Below are 20032 nucleotides of genomic sequence, written 5' to 3'. Positions count from 1 at the left end.
CGGGTGCCCCCGGGGCGAGGCCTCGGGGGGACACCGGTGCGCAGGGTCAGGAAGGCCGGCCGAACCAGGTCAGCAGCGCGCCGCGCAGGGCATCGCGGTCCGCGCCGGCGTCATCCGCGTGGGCGACGTATCCGTCGGGCCGGATCAGCAGGGTGGCCGCGCCGACTTCGGGGCTCGGTTCGGCCCGGATCACGTCGACGCGGTCCGCCCACCGGGTGGCCAGATCCTCGGGCAGCTCGTCGCCGCCCATCAGGAACAGGACCCCGCGGCCGGTGTGCAGTGTCTCGGAGAAGGTGATCTCGCCTTCGGCCGTGGACAGCTTGCCGACCGGTACGCGGCTGCCGACCAGCGGGTGCACCGGCTCGTCGCCCCTGCCGTTCGGGCTCATCTCGTACGTGATGCCCAGCCCGTTGAGGGTGTTCATCAGGAACTTGTTCACCGCGTCCATCTTCACCAGCTCGGTGAACAGCTCCCGGAGCGGAGCGACCTGGTCCAGCGGGAACAGCAGGCCGTCCTGGGCGCTCGTGCTCCAGCAGAGCCGCTCGCCGACCGGCCACCGCTCGGCGTGGTAGGTGTCCAGCAGTCCGGCCGGCGCCCAGCCGTTCAGTTCGGCGGCGAGCTTCCAGCCGAGATTGAGCGCGTCCTGCACGCCGGTGTTCAGACCCTGGCCGCTGATCGGCAGGTGGATGTGGCAGGCGTCGCCGGCGAGGAAGACGCGGCCCTTGCGGTACTGGGCGGCGAGCCGGGTGGCGTTCCCGACGCGGGAGAGGTGGCGGACCTCACCCGTGGCCAGGATGCCCAGGTCCCGTCCCGCGCACTTGCGGAACTTCGCCTGGAACTCCTCGACGGTGGGCGGGATGTGCTTGCTCGTCTTCGGCACACCGAACTCGAAGGCGGTCACCCGGTGCAGACCGGGGCTCAGCGGAATCGACGCGTACATGCCGGGCTGGCAGATCGTGGGGTGGATGAACTCCTCCACGTCTTCCGGGGTGATCACGTCGGCGGTCAGGCCGTCGGCGGTGGACGTGGTGCCGGGGAAGTCGATCCCGGCGAGCTTGCGGACGATGCTGCTGCCGCCGTCACAGCCGACCAGGTAGGCGCCGGAGATCCGGTACTCGGGGCCGTCGGCGGGGCGCACGGTGACGGTGACTCCGGCCTCGTCCTGTTCGAAACCGACGACCTCCTGACCGCGCCGGACGTCGGCGCCCAGTTCGACCGCCCGCTCCTCCAGCAGGTGTTCGATGTCCCGCTGCGGTACGAGCAGCGGGAGCAGGGTCTCGTCGTCGATGTAGTCCTGGAGCTCGACGAGCCCGAAATTGTAGGAGGCGACCCGCGGGTACTCGCTGAACCGGTTCAGCCCGCGTTGTTCCAGGACCTCCGCGGTCCGGGCGTGCAAGGTCAACGAGCGCGAGTAGTCGCTCGGTTCGGTGAAGCGCTCGATGACGACGGCTTCGACACCCGACAGGCTCAACTCGCTTGCGAGCATGAGGCCAACGGGCCCACCACCCGCAATCACGACGGTTCGACTCACGACGTACTCCTTCGCGGCTTGAAGCCAGGCAGGGGTGTTTGGACCTAGCCTCGACCGCGCCGCTAAACCGGCCCTGAAGGAGTGTTTAAGGCCGCGCCGCGGCCCTGCGCGCAACGCAGACACCGACACCTCCGGCGGGGGTTCCGGAGGTGTCGGTGGGGAGACGGAGTGCGCGGCCGGGTCAGGCCGAGGCCTCCGCCCCGTCGGCGGGAGCCGCGGCAGCCTCGGGCTGCGGGGCGGCCGGCTTGATGGCGATCATCGCGACCAGGATGGAGAAGACGACGAAGGCCAGGGAGATGGTGAAGGCGGAGCCCAGACCCTCGACCAGTGCGTGCTGGGCGTCACCCGGAACCGCGGCGGCGGCGTCACGGCTGGCCGAACCGAAGACCGTGGAGAGGATGCTGATGCCCAGCGTGAAGCCGATCCACTGCATGACCTCGAGGACGCTCGCCGCGGATCCGGCGTTCTTGCCCGACACGTCGGAGAGGATGACCCCGGACAGCGCGGTCATGGCCAGGCCGGCGCCCGCACCGAAGAGCAGGATCGGACCGAGCACGCCACTGAGGTACGTGGTCGAGTCGGAGACGAACGACATCCACAGCATGCCGCCGCCGATCAGCAGCGCACCGATCAGGATGACCGGCTTGGGGCCCGTCTTGCCGAGGAGCTTGGCGGCCTGGGCGCCGGCGCCCAGGATGGCCACCGCCATCGGCAGGAACGCGAAGCCGGCGGTCAGCGGACTGAAGTCCAGGCCGTCCTGGAGGTACTGGCTGACGAAGAAGTTCATCGCGCCCATGGTGGCGACGAGGCCGACCAGGCTGAAGTAGCCACCGGCCCGGTTGCGGCTGCGGAACAGGTCCAGCGGCAGGAGCGGCTGTTCGACCTTGCTCTCCACGGCGAAGAAGGCGAGCAGCAGGACCAGCGCCGCGCCGAGCGCGACCAGCGTCTCGGTGTTGTCCCAGCCGCTCTCCGCGGCGTGCAGCAGACCCCAGACGAGCGAGGTCATGAAACCGGCGGACAGGATCGTGCCGCCGAGGTCGAACTTGCCCGGGTGGCGCTCCGCCTCGACGACGTACTTCGGGGCGAGCACGAGGACCAGCAGCGCGAACGGGACGTTGATGAACATGACCCAGCGCCAGGAGACCGTCGAGGTGAGGAGTCCACCGAGGAGCAGGCCGAGCGCCAGGCTCGCGGCGTAGGAGCCGGCGACCGCACCGTAGGCCTTGTTCTTCTCCGGACCGTCCTCGAAGTTGCTGGCGATCAGCGCCAGCGAGTTGGGCGCGGCCAGAGCGGCGCCGATGCCCTGGACGACACGCCACACGAGAAGCAGCTCGTCCGAGTTGGCGAGGCCGCCGAGCAGCGAGGCGACACCGAAGAGGACCAGACCGGCGATGAAGACGCGGCGGCGGCCGAGGATGTCACCGATGCGTCCGCCGAGCAGGAGCAGACCGCCGAAGGCGAGGGTGTAGGAACTGCTCACCCAGGCCAGGCCGGTTGCGGAGAACCCGAGATCGTGGCGGATGTCGGGCAGCGCGATGTTCACGACCGTGGCATCGAGCCCGACCATGAACTGGCTCAGCACGATCACCAGGAGAGCGATTCCGGGCTTGCGCTGGCGGCCGGCGCCGCTGGTGGCGCCGGTCGTTCCAGCGCGCGTGGATGTGGTGGACACAGTCCCCTCCGATGGGTGATGATTCGAAAGTTCGATTTAAAAAGTAGACGGTGGCGTTCACTATAGGTGGGTGGGGGTTGGCTCGCAAGTGGCGGCGCGCGGCGTTCAGTCGGAGGTGTTGAGTTCATGACAGAGGCCAACGGGCAGGCGGCCGTGGGGAGTTCGGGAACGCGCAGGCGTGGCAAGGTGTTGGAGGATGCCATCCTGGCCGCGACCCTCGAGCAGCTGCGGACCGTCGGCTACGCCGGTCTCAGCATGGAAGGCGTCGCGGCCGGTGCGGGCACGGGCAAGGCCGCGCTGTACCGCAGATGGTCCAACCGCGAGGAACTGGTCACCTCGGCGCTCAGCAGTGTTCTGCCGAGCCCCTCCGCGATCGTGCTGTCCGGTGACGAGCGCGAGGACTTCCTCGCACTCCTGGGGTGCGTGCGCGACGCCATCGCCGTCACGCACGGCACCGTCTTCCAGGTCGTCCGGAGCGAGGCCGCCGAAGCGGCCGGCGGGATGATGCACGTCGTCGTCGGCCAGCGGGTCATGGACCCGTGTCACGAGATGATCCTCGAGGTGCTCCGGGCCGGCGTCGGCCGGGGCCGGCTCCGCACGGGAGCCGACTCCGAGATGGTCGCGACCGTCGGTCCGGCCATGATCGTCCACTATGTCGTGCACCAGGGCCCGAAGGTTCCGGACGACTACCTGGTCTCCATCGTGGACGACATCCTCGTGCCGCTGACGGCAGCGTAATCCGAGCCCCGGGTGATGATGATATCAAGCGATCCGCTTGTCAATCGGGCGTGCGGGACGTCTACGTAGTTTCCCTGATGCGGGCCTGAGTGATTCTCTGGCAGTGTGTGGTTCGGGCCGTACGGCTGACATGCCTGCTGCCCGGAACTGCTCGGCATAAGCATGGGGGATAACGAAACATGGAGTATCGAATACTGGGCCCGATCCGAGTCCTGGACGAGGGTCGCGAAACGTATCTGAACGCACGAAAGGTACAGGGGTTGCTCGCGGCGTTACTGATCCGGGCCAACCAGATCGTCAGCGTCGATCAGCTGATCACCGAAATCTGGCACGAGGACCCGCCGCGCCGGGCCAATGCCTCCCTGCACGTCTACGTATCGCAGGTGCGCAAGTTCCTGGCGCGCCCCGGCTCCGCCGGGAGCGGGCTGGTGACCCGGGTGCCGGGGTACCTGCTCTCGCTCGGCGAGAACACGCTCGACGTCCACGAGTTCCAGCAGCGCATGACCTCGGGACGCGATCACCTGCTGATGGGCCGGCTGGAGCAGGCGGATCGCGAGCTCAGCGCCGCCCTCGGGCTGTGGCGGGGGCGGGCGCTCGGCGAGCTGAGCGGCGACGGCCCGATCATCCAGGGCTTCGTGGCGTGGGCCGAGGAAGCCCGGCTGGAGTGCCTCGAGCTCCAGATGGAGACACGGCTGGCGATGGGCCGGCACCGGCAGCTGGTCGGCCCGCTGTTCCAGCTGATTTCCGAGATCCCGATGCGGGAGACGTTCTACCGCCAATTGATGCTGGCCCTCTATCAGGGGGACCGCCAGGCCGATGCCCTGCGTGTCTACCAATCCGCGCGAATCACCCTGAACAACGAGCTCGGGGTGGAGCCCTGCCGGGCGTTGCGTGATCTGCAGCATGCAATTCTCGTCGGCGACGTTCGCGATGATCGAGAATTGGCGGCTTTCGCCTCCTGAGAGGTGACCCTCAGGCCAGTGTCGTCCTGTGGGTCACCGCTCCCCGCGAGGTGCGGGATTTAATCTAGAAATTACCACCCGGTTGCACGGGTGATGAATTTCGTTATTTCCGGCTGGTGGTCATTGAGGAAGAAGTGGCCGCCGCTGAATTCGCGGACCGTGCAGTCGGCGCTGGTGTGCCGACGCCAGTCCCGCGCCTCCTCGACGCTGGTGCGGGGATCGCTGTCGCCCGTGAGCACGGAGACCGGGCAGGACACCGTCGCGGCGGGATCGCACCGGTAGGTCTCGATGGCGCGGTAGTCGCTCCGGATCATGGGGAGCAGGAGTTCGCGCATCTCCGGATCGGCCAGCAGCCGGGAGTCCGTGCCGTCGAGGGTGGTCAGCTCGGCCACCAAACCGTCATCGTTCAGGGTGTGGGCGCGTTCGTGCCGAACCCTGGACGGTGCCCGGCGGCCGGAGACGAAGAGCCGTACCGGCTGGATGCCCAGCCGCTGCTCGAGCAGGCGGGTCACCTCGAAGGCGAGCACCGCGCCCATGCTGTGGCCGAACATCGCGAACTCGCCCAGGTCGGGCACGTCGGCCAGAGCCCCGAAGACGGCCTCGGCGAGCTCGGGCACGCTGCTCAGGGTGGGGTCGTTCCGGCGGTCCTGGCGGCCCGGGTACTGCACGGCCAGAACCTGGGCCGCGGGCGAGAGCGCGGCGGAGAACGGAAAGTAGTAGCTGGCGCTGCCGCCCGCGTGCGGCAGGCAGACCAGCCGTGGGGCAGAGGCCGGCGCCTGGTGGAAGCGCCGGATCCACACCTGGGCGTCGGTCGTGGCAAGGGTCATCGCGGTACTCCCTGGTTGTCGGTCGGCAGGCTGACGAAGACCGAGTCGCCCTCCACCTTCGTGCTGTACACCGGAACGGCCTTGGTGGCGGGGTTGCTGTCGGCGTTGCCGGTGCGCAGGTCGAAGCACGAGCCGTGCAGCCAGCACTCGATCACGCCGTCGTACACCTCGCCCTCCGACAGCGGTACGTCCGAGTGCGAGCAGCGGTCCTCGAGCGCGTGCACCTCGCCGGCGCTGCGCACGACGGCCACCTGAGTCCCGTCGACGTTGACAGCGAGTACCCCTTCCTCGGGCACATCGGCCAGCGCGCAGGCGCGGACATAGCTCTGGCTCATCCCAGCTCCTTGTGGTGTCGTGGGGGCGACATCGCCTTCCGCGAGCATGGCGCCCGACCCTAAATCCGCGCTAAGCGCCGACTGGGGGCGCCGACTGGGAGCCGAGTGGGGGGCGCCGACCACCGACCGCCAAGCGCCAAGCGTCAAGCGCCGGCCGCCGCGACGGTGATGGCCGTGACCAGCAGACCCCGGCGCACCATCCAGCGGCCCCGGAAGCCGTCCAGCCGCACTCCGTTCACGTACGGAGGGGGGATCAGCAGCCGTGACACGAAGGTCCCGTCCGGGCGGAGCTCGATCTCGGCCTCCTCGAAGTCGAGCCACCGGCCGGTCAACGGGAACCACGCCTTGTACGTGCTCTCCTTCGCGCTGAACACCAGCCGGTCCCAGCACACGTGAGGCAGACGGGCCGTCAGGCGGGCGGCGGCCGCCCGCTCGCCGGGGCCGGCGACCAGTTCCCACACGCCCTGGTTCGGGAGCGGCGCGTTCGGTTCGGCGTCGAGGCCGATCGCCGACACCCGCCCTGCGTGCGCGACGGCTGCCGCCCGGTAGCCGGTGCAGTGCGTCATGGCGCCGACGACGCCGCTCGGCCAGCCGGGGGCGCCGCGCGTTCCCGGGAGGAGCGGCGCCGGGGCCACGCCCAGGTCCGCGAGCGCCGACCGTGCCAGGGCGCGCACCGTGCGGAACTCCCGTTGCCGCTCCGGCGTCGACCGAGCGATGACCGCCTCCTCCTCGGGGAACTCGGAGCGCCCGGGTACGTCCTCGAAGGCCTCCACCACCGAGACGGCCGAGGGCAGCAGGTCGTCGATCACGAGGGGCCGCCCGGTAGGGTGCCGCGCGGCAGGATCTGCACCAAGCCGGCGGGCGCGGTCGGGCGTTTGCCCCATTCCCGGGGGTACCCCAGCGAGACCTCCTGGAAGGGGACGCCGTCGGCCCAGGTGGTCCGGGGGATGTGCAGGTGTCCGTAGACCACGGCCTCGGCGCGGAAACGCCGGTGCCAGTCCGCCGTGGCCTCGGTGCCGCACCACAGCGCGAACTCCGGGTGCCAGAGCACCCGGGTGGGGTCGCGGACCAAGGGGAAGTGGTTCACCAGAACGGTGCGCATCCCGGGGTCGAGCTCCGCCAGCCGCGCCTCGGTGACCCCCAGCCGCTCCCGGCACCAGGCCTCTCGGCTCGGGTGGGGGTCGGGGTGCAGCAGGAACTCGTCGGTGCAGACGATGCCGGCTTCCTCGGCGATCCGCAGCGCGTGCGCCTTCGAGGTGACCCCGGCCGGCCTGAAGGAGTAGTCGTAGAGCACGAACAGCGGCGCCACGGCGACCGGACCGCCCGCGCCCCGCCAGACCGGATACGGGTCCTCCGGGGTGACCACGCCGAGGCTCCGGCAGATCTCCACCAGGTGTCGGTACCGTTGCTCGCCGCGCAGCTGCACCGGATCCTCGCGCGGGGTCCACAGCTCGTGGTTGCCCGGGGCCCAGATGACCTTGGCGAACCGGTCGCTCAGCAGGCCGAGCGCCCACTCGATGTCCTCGACCAACTCGCCGACGTCGCCGGCCACGATGAGCCAGTCCTCGTCCGAGCCGGGACGCAGGCCCTCGGTGAACGCCTTGTTCTCGGTATGCCGCACGTGCAGATCGCTGATCGCGACCAACCGTGGGCCGGCTGCGGCTGCGGCGACGTCGTCGTCGTGCGGGGCGCCTCTTCCGCGATCTTCACGGCTCATGATCACCTCTTGTGACAGTCGTCGCCATGATGGGCCACCGGGCTTAAGGGGAACTAAGGATCAGCCTGGTTCGGGGCGTCTACTGGGGCGGGTTGCCGTGCTTGCGGGACGGCAGGTCCGCGTGCTTGTTGCGGAGCATCGCGAGTGCGGCGACGAGGACTTCACGGGTTTCGGCGGGGTCGATGACGTCGTCGACGAGGCCTCGCTCGGCCGCGTAGTAAGGGTGCATCAGCTCGGCCTTGTACTCCTTGACCATGCGCGCACGCATGGCCTCGGGGTCTTCGGCGTCCGCGATCTGCTTGCGGAAGATGACGTTCGCGGCGCCTTCGGCGCCCATGACGGCGATCTCGTTGGTGGGCCAGGCGTAGGTGAGGTCGGCGCCGATGGACTGGGAGTCCATGACGATGTAGGCGCCGCCGTAGGCCTTGCGCAGGATCAGCGAGATCCGCGGCACGGTCGCGTTGCAGTACGCGTACAGCAGCTTCGCGCCGTGGCGGATGATGCCGCCGTGTTCCTGGTCGACGCCCGGCAGGAAGCCGGGGACGTCCAGGAGGGTGATGATCGGGATGTTGAAGGCGTCGCAGAGCTGGACGAAGCGTGCCGCCTTCTCGGAGGCGTGGATGTCCAGGACTCCGGCGAGGTGGCCGGGCTGGTTGGCGACGATGCCGACGACCTGGCCGTCCATCCGGGCCAGGGCGCAGATGATGTTGCGGGCCCAGCGCTCGTGGATCTCCAGGACGTCGCCTTCGTCGACGAGTTCCTCGATGACCTTGAGCATGTCGTAGGGGCGGTTGCCGTCGGCGGGCACCAGGTCCAGCAGGACCTCGGAGCGGCGGTCGGCGGGGTCGGTGGTCTCGTGGACCGGGGGGTTCTCGCGGTTGTTGGAGGGCAGCATCGTGATGAGGTAGCGGACCTCGGAGATGCAGGTCTCCTCGTCGTCGTACGCGAAGTGCGCCACGCCCGAGGTCTCGGCGTGCACGTCCGCGCCGCCGAGGCCGTTCTGGGTGATCTCCTCGCCGGTCACCGCGCGGACCACGTCCGGGCCGGTGATGAACATCTGCGAGGTCTCCCGGACCATGAACACGAAGTCCGTGAGCGCCGGGGAGTACGCGGCGCCGCCGGCGCACGGCCCGAGCATCACCGAGATCTGCGGGATGACACCCGAGGCCTTGGTGTTGCGCTGGAAGATCCCGCCGTACCCGGCGAGCGCGGAAACGCCCTCCTGGATACGGGCGCCGGCACCGTCGTTGAGGGAGACCAGCGGGGCACCGGCCGCGATGGCCATGTCCATGATCTTGTGGATCTTCGTGGCGTGGGCCTCGCCCAGAGCACCGCCGAAGATCCGGAAATCGTGCGCGTACACGAAGACCGTACGGCCCTCGACCGTGCCCCAGCCGGTGATCACACCATCGGTGTAGGGCTTCTTGGCCTCCAGACCGAACCCCGTCGCCCGGTGCCGACGCAGCTGCTCGACCTCCTTGAAGGAACCCTCATCGAGCAGCAAAGCGATCCGCTCACGGGCGGTGAGCTTGCCCTTGGCGTGCTGCGCTTCGGTCGCCCGGTCACTCGGGCCACGCCGCGCCTGCTCACGCAGCTCGTGCAGCTCGGCCACGCGCCCACGGGCGTCCGTCGGGTGGGCCACCCGCTCATCGCTGACGGTCATGAAAGGTGCTCCTCGTGCGTCATGAGTAGGAAGTCAAGGGCGAAGTCATGGGCGAAGCCAACTGCGGAGTCATCGCTGAGCACACCGCGCGCAGGCCTTGTGGGTACGGTCAGGAGTGGGTGAAGGCTGCCAGGAGGCGGTCGGCTGCCAGGGTGGGGGTCAGGGTGCCCGCCCGGACTTGGGATTCCAGGGTCGGGGCCAGGTCCCGTACTGCCGGGTTGGAGCGGAGGCGTTCGAGGAGTTCGTCGTGGACCATTGACCAGGTCCATTCGACTTGTTGGGCTGCGCGCTTTGATGCCAGGCGGCCGCCTGCTTCGAGGAGTAGGCGGTGTTGTTCCAGGCGGTTCCAGACCTCCTCCAGGCCGGTGGATTCGCGGGCGCTGCACGTGAGGACGGGTGGGGTCCAGGCGGCGTCGGCGGGGTGCATCAGGCGCAGTGCGCTGGAGAGTTCGCGTGCCGCGGACTTTGCGTCGCGTTCGTGTGGGCCGTCGGCTTTGTTGACGGCGAGGACGTCGGCGAGTTCCAGGACGCCTTTCTTGATGCCTTGGAGGCCGTCGCCGGTGCGGGCGAGGGAGAGGAGGAGGAAGGAGTCGACCATTCCGGCGACGGTGGTTTCGGATTGGCCGACGCCCACTGTTTCGACGAGGACGACGTCGTAGCCCGCGGCCTCCATCACGATGATCGATTCGCGGGTTGCTTTTGCCACTCCGCCCAGTGTTCCTGCGGAGGGGGATGGGCGGACGAAGGCTGCGGGGTCGACGGAGAGGCGTTCCATGCGGGTTTTGTCGCCGAGGATGGAGCCGCCTGTGCGGGTGGAGGAGGGGTCGACGGCCAGGACCGCCACGCGGTGGCCGAGGCCTGTCAGGAGGGTGCCGAAGGCGTCGATGAAGGTGGATTTCCCGACGCCTGGGACTCCGCTGATGCCGATGCGGCGGGCTCGTCCCGCGTGGGGGAGGAGTTCCGTCAACAGCTGCTGGGCCAGGGTCCGGTGTGCGGGCAGGGTGGATTCGACGAGGGTGATGGCGCGTGCGATGTATGCGCGTTTCCCGTCGAGTACGCCCTTGGTGTAGGTGGTGATGTCGATCCGCGGTGGCACGGCGGCCCCTACAGCTCGTGGCCCAGGTCGGCGGCGAGCCGCGTGACCAGGTCGTGTGCGGCGTCGGGGATGACGGTGCCGGGCGGGAACACCGCCGTCGCTCCCATTTCGAGGAGGGTGGGTACGTCCGCGGGAGGGATGACGCCGCCCACGACGATCATGATGTCCTCGCGGCCCTCGGTGGCGAGGGCTTCGCGCAGTGCGGGTACGAGGGTGAGGTGGCCGGCGGCGAGGGAGGAGACGCCGACCACGTGCACGTCGGCCTCGACGGCCTGGCGGGCGACTTCCTCGGGGGTCTGGAAGAGGGGGCCGACGTCGACGTCGAAGCCGAGGTCGGCGAAGGCGGTCGCGATGACCTTCTGGCCGCGGTCGTGTCCGTCCTGGCCCATCTTGCAGACCAGGATGCGCGGCCGGCGGCCCTCCGCCTCCTCGAAGGCATCCACCAAGGTGCGGGTACGGTCCACGGAGGGGGACCGGCCCGCTTCATCCCGGTACACGCCGGACAGCGTACGGATCTGGCTCGTATGACGCCCGTACACCTTCTCCAGCGCTTCGGAGATCTCCCCGACGGTGGCCTTGGCCCTGGCGGCGCGCACGGCCAGTTCCAGCAGGTTGCCTTCGCCGCCGGCGGCGCGGGTCAGCGCCTCCAATGCGGCTCGACAGTCGGGCTCGTTGCGCTCAGCCTTCAACTGCCGGAGTTTGACGATCTGTTGGGTGCGGACGGAGGAGTTGTCGACCTTGAGGACGTCGATTTGCTCGTCGGTCGCGACGCGGTACTTGTTGACGCCGATGACCGGTTGGCGGCCGGAGTCGATGCGGGCCTGCGTGCGGGCTGCGGCTTCTTCGACGCGGAGTTTGGGGATGCCGGCGTCGATGGCTTGTGCCATGCCGCCGGCCGCCTCGACCTCCTGGATGTGCTGCCAGGCCCGGCGTGCCAGGTCGTAGGTCAGTTTCTCGACGTAGGCGCTGCCGCCCCAGGGGTCGATGGAGCGGCAGGTGCCGGATTCCTGCTGGAGGAGGAGCTGGGTGTTGCGGGCGATGCGGGCGGAGAAGTCGGTGGGGAGGGCGAGGGCTTCGTCGAGGGCGTTGGTGTGCAGGGACTGGGTGTGGCCCTGGGTCGCGGCCATTGCTTCGATGCAGGTGCGGGTGACGTTGTTGAAGACGTCCTGTGCGGTGAGGGACCAGCCCGATGTCTGTGAATGGGTGCGCAGGGAGAGGGATTTGGCGTTCTTCGGGTCGAACTGCTTGACCAGGCGCGCCCACAGGAGGCGGGCCGCGCGGAGCTTGGCGACTTCCATGAAGAAGTTCATGCCGATCGCCCAGAAGAAGGACAGGCGTGGTGCGAAGGCGTCCACGTCCAGGCCGACGGCCTGCCCGGCGCGCAGGTATTCCACGCCGTCCGCGAGGGTGTAGGCGAGTTCGAGGTCGGCGGTGGCTCCGGCTTCCTGGATGTGGTAGCCGGAGATGGAGATGGAGTTGTAGCGGGGCATCTTCTGCGAGGTGAAGGCGAAGATGTCGGAGATGATCCGCATGGAGGGCTTCGGCGGATAGATGTAGGTGTTGCGGACCATGAACTCTTTGAGGATGTCGTTCTGGATGGTCCCGGCGAGCTTGTCGGGCGAGACGCCCTGCTCCTCGGCCGCCACGATGTAGAGGGCGAGGATGGGTAGTACGGCGCCGTTCATCGTCATCGACACGGTCATCTTGTCCAGCGGGATGCCGTCGAAGAGCTGGCGCATGTCGTAGATCGAGTCGATGGCCACGCCCGCCATGCCGACGTCGCCGGTCACGCGGGGGTGGTCGCTGTCGTAGCCGCGGTGGGTGGGCAGGTCGAAGGCGATCGACAGGCCCTTCTGGCCGGACGCCAGGTTGCGCCGGTAGAAGGCGTTGGACTCCTCGGCGGTGGAGAAACCCGCGTACTGCCGGATCGTCCAGGGCTGGTTGACGTACATGGTCGGGTACGGTCCGCGCAGGTACGGGGCGACACCGGGGTAGGTGTGGAGGAAGTCCAGGCCCTCCAGGTCGCGGCCCGTGTACAGGGGCTGTACGCCGATGCCCTCGGGGGTTTCCCACAGGAGTTCGGTGGCGTCGGAGCCGGTGGACTCCTTCAGCGCGGTGCGCCACTGGTCCTCGGAGCCGGCGGCCGGGGCGGCGCCGTCCAGGGGGAGTTCGGAGAAATCGGGGATGCTCACGACGAGACTCCCATCCGGTCGAGGGTGGAGGACAGCACGGCGACCGCGTCGCAGCCCGCGAAGACGTACTCGTCCACGCTGGGGTACGCCCCGGGCCGGCCGGCCAGGAACACCAGCCGCACACCTGCCGCCTTCAGTGCCTCGGCGACGGCCTCGGCTTGCTCCGCGTAGAGCGCGTCGCTCGAACACACGCAGACCGCATCCGCGCCGCTTGCCGCGTAGGCCGCTGCTGCTGTCTCCGGGGTTACTGATACGGGGTCGTGGATCGGGGTGATGCCGCCTGCTTGGAACAGGTTGGAGGCGAAGGTGGCGCGGGCGGTGTGTGCGGCCGCCGGGCCCAGGGCCGCCAGGAAGATGGTGGGTCGGGTGCCGGTTGCCGCGAGGTGTGCGTCGCTGCGGGTGCGCAGGGCCTCGTACGCCTCGTCGCGCCGGACGCGGGGGAGTCCGCCGGTGAGGGGTGCCGGGGCGGGTTCCCGTATGACGGGCTTTTCGGACAGGTGTGGGAACTCGCTGACTCCGGTGATGGGTTCGCGTCGGGTGGCGAGTTTCTTCGAGCGTGTGGCCCAGGTGGTGGCGAGGCGGTCGGCGACCAGGCCGGAGCGCAGGGCGGCGGCCTGGCCGCCGGCCTTCTCGATGGTCTGGAAGAACTCCCAGGCGGCGTGGGCGAGTTCGTCGGTGAGCTGCTCGACGTAGTAGGAGCCGCCGGCCGGGTCGATGACGCGGGCCAGGTGGGACTCCTCCAGCAGGATCGTGGAGGTGTTGCGGGAGATGCGGCGGGCGAAGGCGTCGGGCAGGCCGAGGTCCTGGTCGAAGGGGAGCACGGTGACGGCGTCGGCGCCGCCCACGCCGGCGGCCATGCAGGCGACGGTGGTGCGCAGCATGTTCACCCACGGGTCGCGGCGGGTCATCATCACCGGCGAGGTCACGGCGTGCTGGCGCTGGGCGCCGGCTGCCGGGGCTGCGCAGGCTTCGGCGATCCGGGCCCACAGGCGGCGGGCGGCGCGGAGTTTGGCGATGGTGAGGAACTGGTCGGCGGTGGCGGCGTAGCGGAACTCCAGCTCGCTGAGGGCCGCTTCGGTGCTCAGACCGGCTTCGGTGAGGGCGCGGAGGTAGGTGACCCCGGTGGCCAGGGAAAGCCCCAGCTCCTCCGCGGCGCTGCCGCCCGCCTCGTGGTAGGGCAGGGCATCAACGGTCAGAGCGCGTACATGGGGATAGTCGGAGCTGGTCGCCTGGGCCAGCTCGACGGCTGCTGACATGTCGAGTGCCTCGCCCGTCCGGGCCTCGTGCCCCAATGGGTCTGCGCCCAGGCTCGCGTGGACGGCCGATGGCCGCATCTTGCGCTCGGCGCACAGGGAGAGGAACGCCCGGGCGGCTTCGGTGAATTGGGCTCCGGGGTCCAGGGAGACGGGCGCGAGGTCGAGGTAGACCCCCTCCAGCGCACGGCCCAGGCCCTCCGCGGGGAGACCGGCGTCGCCGACGGCCAGCCACAGCGAGGTGGTGCCGTTCTCCAGATCGGCCAGGGCCGCGTCGTTCACCCGTACGGGGTCGGTGCCCGCGATCCGCTGGCGCACGTCCCAGCCCGAGGCGGCGCTGCCCTCGGCGCGGCCGCCCCGCACGAACGGCGCGAAACCGGGGAAACCGGTGTCGGCCGCGGCGTCGGGCGCGGTGTACAGCGGGCGGGTGGTGAGCCCGTCTTCAAGCTTCGTGGACAACGCGTCTTCCGCTGCCTCGCCGGAAACTTCCTTGCCCGACTTGCGCAGTACGCCCTCTACCAGGCGCTGCCACTGCTCATGCGTCGCGTCAGGGAATTCGGCGGCCAGGGAGAGCCCGTCATCAGGCAGGACCGTCATGGCTCGCATGCTAGGGGCGGGCGCTAAAGCCGCTCCATAGCCAGCCGAGCAGACCCTGGCCCGCACCGGCACGGATGGGCGATGCGCTCCGCCGTCGGGAGTCCGGGCGGGGACTCATGGGACATGGCCGGTCCGGCACCCGGCTCAGGTTCCGGGGAGGATGCGGCGCGTTTCGTAGGCCCACATCGCGATCTCGACCCGGTTGCGGGCGCCGAGTTTGGCCATCAGGCTGGCCAGGTGCGTCTTCACCGTGCTGAGGCTGATGTGCAGTGCATCGGCGATCTCGGTGTTGGTGAGCCCGCGAGCGACGGCGAGGAGCACCTGCTCCTCGCGGGCGGTGACGGGGGAGACCGGCTGGGCCACGGGCCGGCCGACGGGCAGGTCCGCGAAGGTCTGGAGCAGACGGACGGTGACGCTGGGCGCGATGAGCGCCTCGCCGTCGGACGCCGACCGTACGGCCTGCGCCAGAAGGTCCGGTCCCGTGTCCTTGAGGAGGAATCCGCGGGCGCCGGCACGCAGTGAGCCGTAGACGTACTCGTCGAGGTCGAACGTGGTGATGACGACCACGGCCAGCGGGTCGGCGACGCCCGGGCCGGCGACCAGCCGGGTGGCCTCGAGCCCGTCGAGTACGGGCATGCGGATGTCGAACAGGCAGACATCGGGGCGTAGTTCACGGGCGAGACGCACCGCTTCCCGCCCGTCGGCGGCCTCGCCGACCACCTCGATGCCGGGCTGGGCGTTCAGCATGATCCGCAACCCGGTGCGGATGATCGTCTGGTCGTCAGCGACGAGGACGCGAATGGACACCGTTCTCGCTCCTCGCTCTCGGCAGTTCGGCTTGGACGTGCCAGCCCCGGTCGGTACCCGGCCCGGCTCGTAGTGTGCCGCCAAGCAGCGTCGCGCGCTCGCGCAGTCCGGTAAGTCCGTATCCGTCGCGACCCCGGCCGGTGCGCCGGCCGTTGTCGCGCACGCTCACCCGTACCGTGTGCCGTTCCGCGGCGACCCGAACGACGAGCTCGGTCGCGTCGACCGCATGGCGCAGCACGTTGGTCACCGACTCCTGCACGATCCGGTAGACGGCCGCGTCCACGGCCGGGGGCAGCGCGTCCAGTTCGCCGGCGAGCCCCAGGTCGACCCTGAGGCGACCACTCGGGGTGCGCATCAGGCGCTCCAGATCGGCGACTCCGGCAGGGGGCGCCAGCTCGGCGCCGACCCCGCGGTCGCGCAGCGCGGCGACCATGGCGCGCATTTCCTCCAGCGTGCGCGCCCCTTCCTCCTCGACCCCCTCCAGGGCCTCGACGGCGGCGTACGGGTCGGTGCCCGCGAGCACCCGGCCCGCCTGGGCGATGATCACCATGGCCGACACGTGGTGGGCCACCGTGTCGTGCAGTTCCCGGGCGAGCTGCTCGCGCTCGCGGGAGCGCACCTGCTCCAACTGCCGCTCGCGAGCGGTCACCCGGAACCGCACGGCGGCCCCGACCACGCCGGGCAGCAGGAGGACGACGAAGGCCGCGACCTTTTCGACGACCGAGGTCCCGTCCGTGACGACACACAGCGCGCCGACCGAGAGGATCACCGCGTCGCCCAGCATGATCTCGCGTCCCGATCCCCACCGGGGCAGCGCGTACACCAGCACGAGCACGACCCCGCCGGTGTACAGGCCGACGGGCTCGCGCGGTGCGGCGACGAGCGAGGCCACCGCAAGCAGGCTCACCGAGCCGAACGCCAGCGTCACCATCGCCAGCGGGCGGGTCCGGCGCCACAGGGGCAGCAGGCACAGCCATACGGTGAGCACCACCGCCACCGGCCGCCACACGACGTTCTCGCGCAGGGTGGCCTCCAGCGCCACACCGGCAAGGCCCGCGGCGACCAGCGCCCAGTCCCGCCACACCCGGGCGGGCGCGTCGGGCGGCCGGGGTTCGGTCCACAGGGTTCGCAAGTCGTCTCGGAGCACGGTTCTCAGCCTAGGGACCGCGGCGTCCCGCGCATCGGCCGAAAGGACGGGTCGTCACTCCACCCCGGGGACGACGGATGCGCGGCCCGCGGGCCGATGCCGCGGAGCGCCGTGGCGACGAGCCTCGGCATGGTCGGCCGTACAAGGACGGCAGACGAGGTGGTTGGAGGACCCGATGCTCTCGAAAGCCCTGTTGCGCCTGGGCGCAAGCGCCGCCCGCCATCCCTGGCGGGTGATCACGGCATGGCTGATCGCCGCCACGCTCGCCGTCCTCGCCGCCGTCGCTTTCGGCGGGCGGACCGCGGACTCGATGACCGCTCCGGGACTGGACTCCCAGCGGGCCGCGGAACTGATCGAGCGGGCCGGCACCGGCCAGGAGGGGATGACCGCCCAAGTGGTCGTCACCCCCCTCGACGGCGCTGCGACGTTCTTCGACGACGACGGCGCGCGCACCGCTCTCACGCGGCTGCGGGCCGAGGTGAACCGGCTGCCGCACGTGCTCGGCACGAGCGACCCGGCGGGGGCGCTCGACGCCGGCGGGGACACCGCCGTGCGTGGCGGCCTCGTTTCGGCCGACGGGCGGATCGCGGTCGTCCGGGTGCAGTACCCCGACCAGAACCGGCTGTCGGCCGAGGACCTCGACGCCCTCGTCGATCTCGGCGACCGGCTGCGCGCCGAGCTGCCGCTGCGCATCGAGATGGGCGGGAACCTCTTCTACGCCTTCTCCGACCCCGACGGCGGCGTGAGCGAGCTGATCGGCCTCCTCGCCGCGGCCGCGATCCTGTTCCTGGCGTTCGGGTCGCTCGTCGCCGCCGCGCTGCCGATCGGCATGGCGGTCTTCGGGCTGACCGTCGGGGTCGCCACGATGACGGTACTGGCGGGGGTGACGGAGGTCCCCACCTTCGCACCGGTCCTGGGCAGCATGGTCGGGCTCGGAGTGGGCATCGACTACGCGCTGTTCGTGCTCGCCAGGCACCGGGAGTACCTCGCGTGCGGGCTCGATCCGCAGGTGGCGGCCGGACGGGCGGTGGCAACGGCGGGGCGGCCGGTGGTCTTCGCCGGCGGCACCGTCGTCGTGTCGATCCTCGGCCTGGCGGTCGCGAACGTGCCGTTCATGACGGTGGGCGGGGTTGCCGTCTCGATCGTCGTCCTGACGATGGTGCTCGCGTCGGTGACGCTGCTGCCGGCCTTCCTCGGCGCGGCGGGCCCGCGCCTGGCCCGGGTCGGCCGGATCGGCCGGGCCCTGCGGACCAGGAAGCCGGGCCGACTCGCACGGCGCCGGGACCCGGCGGAAGGCGCCGCCCACGCCGCCGGGTGGCGTCGCTGGATCGGGCACGTCAGCCGCCACCCGGTGCCGTACGCGGTCGGCGCCGCGGCGCTGCTGCTGACGGCGACGCTGCCCGTGCTCGGCCTGCGCGTCGGCCTGCCCGACGACGGCTCACTGCCCCAGAGCCGTACCGAGCGCCGGGCCTACGACCTCGTCGCCGAGGGCTTCGGCCCGGGCACCAACGGTCCCCTCGTCATTGCCGCGGACCTCACCGGTGATCCGGGAGCGCTGGACCGACTCGTCGAGGCGGTCGCGGCGGATCCTGGCATCGCGTCCGTCGCGCCGACGCACATCGATCGGGCCACCGGCATCGCGACCCTCGTGGTGTTCCCGACCACCAGCCCTCAGGACAAGGCCACGACCGACACCATCGCCCGGCTGCGCACCGACGTGCTGCCCACGGCGATCGCTGACGGCCCGGCCAGGGTCCACGTCGGCGGCGCCGCCGCGAGCCTGTCCGATGTGGGCCAACGCACCAGCCAACGCCTGCCGGCGCTCGTCGCCGCCGTGCTGGCGATGTCGTTCCTGCTGCTGATGCTGGTCTTCCGCTCGATACTCGTACCGCTGAAGGCGGTACTGCTGAACCTGCTGAGCATCGGCGCGGCCTACGGCATCATGGTCGCGGTCTTCCAGTGGGGCTGGGGAGGCGCACTCATCGGGCTGGAAGCGACGGTTCCGATCGTGTCGTTCATCCCGATGTTCCTCTTCGCCATCCTGTTCGGCCTGTCGATGGACTACGAGGTGTTCCTCCTCTCCCGCGTACGCGAGGAGTACCTGCGCACCGGCGACAACGGCACGGCGATCGTCGAGGGCGTCTCGGGCACGGCCCGGATCATCACCTCGGCCGCCCTCATCATGGTGGCGGTCTTCCTGTCCTTCGCCGTCGCCGACGACCCCTCCATCAAGATGTTCGGGCTCGGCCTGGCCACCGCGATCTTCATCGACGCCACGGTCGTACGCATGGTGCTGGTACCGGCGACCATGACCCTCCTCGGCCGGGCCAACTGGTGGCTGCCGAAATGGCTGGACCGAATCCTTCCCCGCGGCCCGGTCGGCACCGACGCGGAAGTCCACGGGTAGGACCCCGAGTCCACGGCTGGTCGACCGTTGACTCAACTGCTGCGCATGGACGCCATCGAGGCACGGTGGCGGGGGCCGGCGGCGATGACGTACCGGGCCCGGCATCGCGCGGCGGCGGAGGACGCCGTAAGGATCAGGGGGACCACGAAGCTGCTCGCTGAGGCGATGCGCCGCACTCGGACTGGACGAGGCCGACCACGCAGTCGCCGTGGCAGAACAGGGAATGGAGCTCGAACCGCCGGGAGACCACTCCCCGGGCAGCTGGCTCAGTGCCGTTGCCGATGAGCTGAGCGCCTTCCGGCCCATGATTCATGGCCGGGGGCTACAGCGATGCTTGGCAGCGGATCGGAGAGCGGCGCCGGCGAGGGGCCTGCGATGTCCCTGTCGCAGGGGCCGCACCAGGTCAGGACCCTCTTCCGGATCTTCGAGGGGGATCGCCGGCACACCCGGCAGGCAGGCGACTCGGCGCCGGGACTACCATGTCGCGCGCCCTGCAGCGGGTCGCGTGGAGGAGGCGCTGACCAGATGAACAAGACGGCCAGGAGCGAGTGGTGGGAGATGCTGCCCGCTGGGATCCGCGATGAGATCGATGGGTACGTTCTTCAGGACTCCTACTTGGGAGCGATCAGAATCGTCGTCGACGTCGGCCTCGCCGCCCACGGCATAGGGGTTGGTACCGCACAGCTCATAGTCGGTGACCGCTATCTCCACTACGGCGACAGAGTCGCCCGTACGCCGGACAGTCCCCTTGACCTTGAGTCCCTGGCCTACCGCGCTGCCGGGAGCGACGGCCGCATCGTGGCAATCGAGGCGGTGTGGGACGGCGACACCGTCCACGGCTGGTTCGTGCACCTGACGGCTGTCACCGTCGACCCCGTAGGTGAACACCCGTTGGCCACGATCTTTCGCTCAGCAGCCTGCCTGTATCTCGGAACAGACGATGGTCCGCGTCACCCGTCGGCGGCCGCCGCCGACCGGGCCGGCCGCGCCCTGGCTGCTCAGCTCTCAGTTCCCTTCCACTTCGCGAGTCCGGACACGCCTGACGACGAGGCTCCCCGCTGGGCTCCTTGAGCGACGAGGAGCCTCTC

General features: G+C 70.1%; 16 protein-coding genes. 4 read left to right on the top strand and 12 right to left on the bottom strand.

The window, feature by feature from the left end:
- Positions 1–46: 46 nt before the first annotated feature.
- Positions 47–1516 carry an FAD-dependent monooxygenase gene (locus AC3IX6_RS06930; RefSeq protein ID WP_489371359.1) on the bottom strand — a complete coding sequence of 490 codons (1470 nt, stop codon included), beginning with the start codon at positions 1514–1516 and terminating at the stop codon, positions 47–49.
- 196 nt (positions 1517–1712) lie between these two features.
- Positions 1713–3203 (bottom strand): MFS transporter, encoded by a 1491-nt coding sequence (locus AC3IX6_RS06925; protein ID WP_489369354.1) that lies wholly within the window; start codon positions 3201–3203, stop codon positions 1713–1715.
- A gap of 126 nt (positions 3204–3329) precedes the next feature.
- Here AC3IX6_RS06925 and AC3IX6_RS06920 point away from each other — a divergent pair, with 126 nt between their 5' ends.
- Positions 3330–3941, top strand: coding sequence for a TetR-like C-terminal domain-containing protein (locus tag AC3IX6_RS06920; RefSeq protein WP_489369353.1), 612 nt, complete (start codon positions 3330–3332; stop codon positions 3939–3941).
- Positions 3942–4120: 179 nt separating this feature from the next.
- Positions 4121–4903 carry an AfsR/SARP family transcriptional regulator gene (locus AC3IX6_RS06915; RefSeq protein ID WP_489369352.1) on the top strand — a complete coding sequence of 261 codons (783 nt, stop codon included), beginning with the start codon at positions 4121–4123 and terminating at the stop codon, positions 4901–4903.
- A gap of 71 nt (positions 4904–4974) precedes the next feature.
- Here the strand turns inward: AC3IX6_RS06915 and AC3IX6_RS06910 are convergent, their stop codons facing one another.
- The 10 genes from AC3IX6_RS06910 to AC3IX6_RS06865 form a co-directional block, all read right to left on the bottom strand.
- On the bottom strand, positions 4975–5730 hold the full coding sequence (locus tag AC3IX6_RS06910) for a thioesterase II family protein (RefSeq protein ID WP_489369351.1): 756 nt from the start codon (positions 5728–5730) through the stop codon (positions 4975–4977).
- Positions 5727–6065, bottom strand: coding sequence for a non-heme iron oxygenase ferredoxin subunit (locus AC3IX6_RS06905; protein WP_489369350.1), 339 nt, complete (start codon positions 6063–6065; stop codon positions 5727–5729). The genes AC3IX6_RS06910 and AC3IX6_RS06905 overlap by 4 nt, the downstream gene beginning before the upstream one ends.
- 143 nt (positions 6066–6208) lie before the next feature.
- Positions 6209–6874: a 4'-phosphopantetheinyl transferase family protein gene (locus tag AC3IX6_RS06900; protein ID WP_489369349.1), complete on the bottom strand. Its 666-nt coding sequence runs from the start codon at positions 6872–6874 to the stop codon at positions 6209–6211.
- A complete protein-coding gene (locus tag AC3IX6_RS06895) occupies positions 6871–7782 on the bottom strand; it encodes a metallophosphoesterase family protein (protein ID WP_489369348.1) in 912 nt (303 codons plus the stop codon). The genes AC3IX6_RS06900 and AC3IX6_RS06895 overlap by 4 nt, the downstream gene beginning before the upstream one ends.
- Positions 7783–7861: 79 nt before the next feature.
- Positions 7862–9445, bottom strand: coding sequence for an acyl-CoA carboxylase subunit beta (locus AC3IX6_RS06890; protein ID WP_489369347.1), 1584 nt, complete (start codon positions 9443–9445; stop codon positions 7862–7864).
- Positions 9446–9554: 109 nt separating this feature from the next.
- Positions 9555–10541, bottom strand: coding sequence for a methylmalonyl Co-A mutase-associated GTPase MeaB (gene meaB / locus AC3IX6_RS06885; protein WP_489369346.1), 987 nt, complete (start codon positions 10539–10541; stop codon positions 9555–9557).
- A gap of 8 nt (positions 10542–10549) precedes the next feature.
- Positions 10550–12733 carry a methylmalonyl-CoA mutase gene (gene scpA, locus AC3IX6_RS06880; RefSeq protein ID WP_489369345.1) on the bottom strand — a complete coding sequence of 728 codons (2184 nt, stop codon included), beginning with the start codon at positions 12731–12733 and terminating at the stop codon, positions 10550–10552.
- Positions 12730–14583 carry a methylmalonyl-CoA mutase family protein gene (locus AC3IX6_RS06875; RefSeq protein WP_489369344.1) on the bottom strand — a complete coding sequence of 618 codons (1854 nt, stop codon included), beginning with the start codon at positions 14581–14583 and terminating at the stop codon, positions 12730–12732. The genes scpA and AC3IX6_RS06875 overlap by 4 nt, the downstream gene beginning before the upstream one ends.
- Before the next feature lie 144 nt (positions 14584–14727).
- Complete coding sequence (locus tag AC3IX6_RS06870) at positions 14728–15390, bottom strand: response regulator (protein WP_489369343.1); 663 nt, start codon at positions 15388–15390, stop codon at positions 14728–14730.
- Positions 15365–16537: a sensor histidine kinase gene (locus tag AC3IX6_RS06865; RefSeq protein WP_489369342.1), complete on the bottom strand. Its 1173-nt coding sequence runs from the start codon at positions 16535–16537 to the stop codon at positions 15365–15367. The genes AC3IX6_RS06870 and AC3IX6_RS06865 overlap by 26 nt, the downstream gene beginning before the upstream one ends.
- A gap of 175 nt (positions 16538–16712) precedes the next feature.
- Between AC3IX6_RS06865 and AC3IX6_RS06860 the strand changes: the two genes are divergently transcribed.
- Together AC3IX6_RS06860 and AC3IX6_RS06855 are read left to right on the top strand one after the other, a co-directional pair.
- The gene (locus AC3IX6_RS06860; protein ID WP_489369341.1) at positions 16713–18944 is read left to right on the top strand and encodes an MMPL family transporter; all 2232 of its coding nucleotides are present in this window, start codon (positions 16713–16715) and stop codon (positions 18942–18944) included.
- Positions 18945–19469: 525 nt separating this feature from the next.
- The gene (locus AC3IX6_RS06855; protein ID WP_489369340.1) at positions 19470–20015 is read left to right on the top strand and encodes a hypothetical protein; all 546 of its coding nucleotides are present in this window, start codon (positions 19470–19472) and stop codon (positions 20013–20015) included.
- The last annotated feature ends 17 nt before the right edge of the window (positions 20016–20032 follow it).

Source organism: Streptomyces sp. GL_141 (genome assembly GCF_057834385.1).
This window is presented reverse-complemented; position numbering and strand designations above follow the sequence as displayed.

Bases quoted from the DNA above. Each gene is read 5' to 3' on its own strand.
- AC3IX6_RS06895 (WP_489369348.1), bottom strand. From the start codon at position 7,782: ATGAGCCGTGAAGATCGCGGAAGAGGCGCCCCGCACGACGACGACGTC.
- AC3IX6_RS06855 (WP_489369340.1), top strand. From the start codon at position 19,470: ATGAACAAGACGGCCAGGAGCGAGTGGTGGGAGATGCTGCCCGCTGGG.
- AC3IX6_RS06910 (WP_489369351.1), bottom strand. From the start codon at position 5,730: ATGACCCTTGCCACGACCGACGCCCAGGTGTGGATCCGGCGCTTCCAC.
- AC3IX6_RS06890 (WP_489369347.1), bottom strand. From the start codon at position 9,445: ATGACCGTCAGCGATGAGCGGGTGGCCCACCCGACGGACGCCCGTGGG.
- AC3IX6_RS06875 (WP_489369344.1), bottom strand. From the start codon at position 14,583: ATGACGGTCCTGCCTGATGACGGGCTCTCCCTGGCCGCCGAATTCCCT.
- AC3IX6_RS06860 (WP_489369341.1), top strand. From the start codon at position 16,713: ATGCTCTCGAAAGCCCTGTTGCGCCTGGGCGCAAGCGCCGCCCGCCAT.
- AC3IX6_RS06920 (WP_489369353.1), top strand. From the start codon at position 3,330: ATGACAGAGGCCAACGGGCAGGCGGCCGTGGGGAGTTCGGGAACGCGC.
- AC3IX6_RS06905 (WP_489369350.1), bottom strand. From the start codon at position 6,065: ATGAGCCAGAGCTATGTCCGCGCCTGCGCGCTGGCCGATGTGCCCGAG.
- AC3IX6_RS06915 (WP_489369352.1), top strand. From the start codon at position 4,121: ATGGAGTATCGAATACTGGGCCCGATCCGAGTCCTGGACGAGGGTCGC.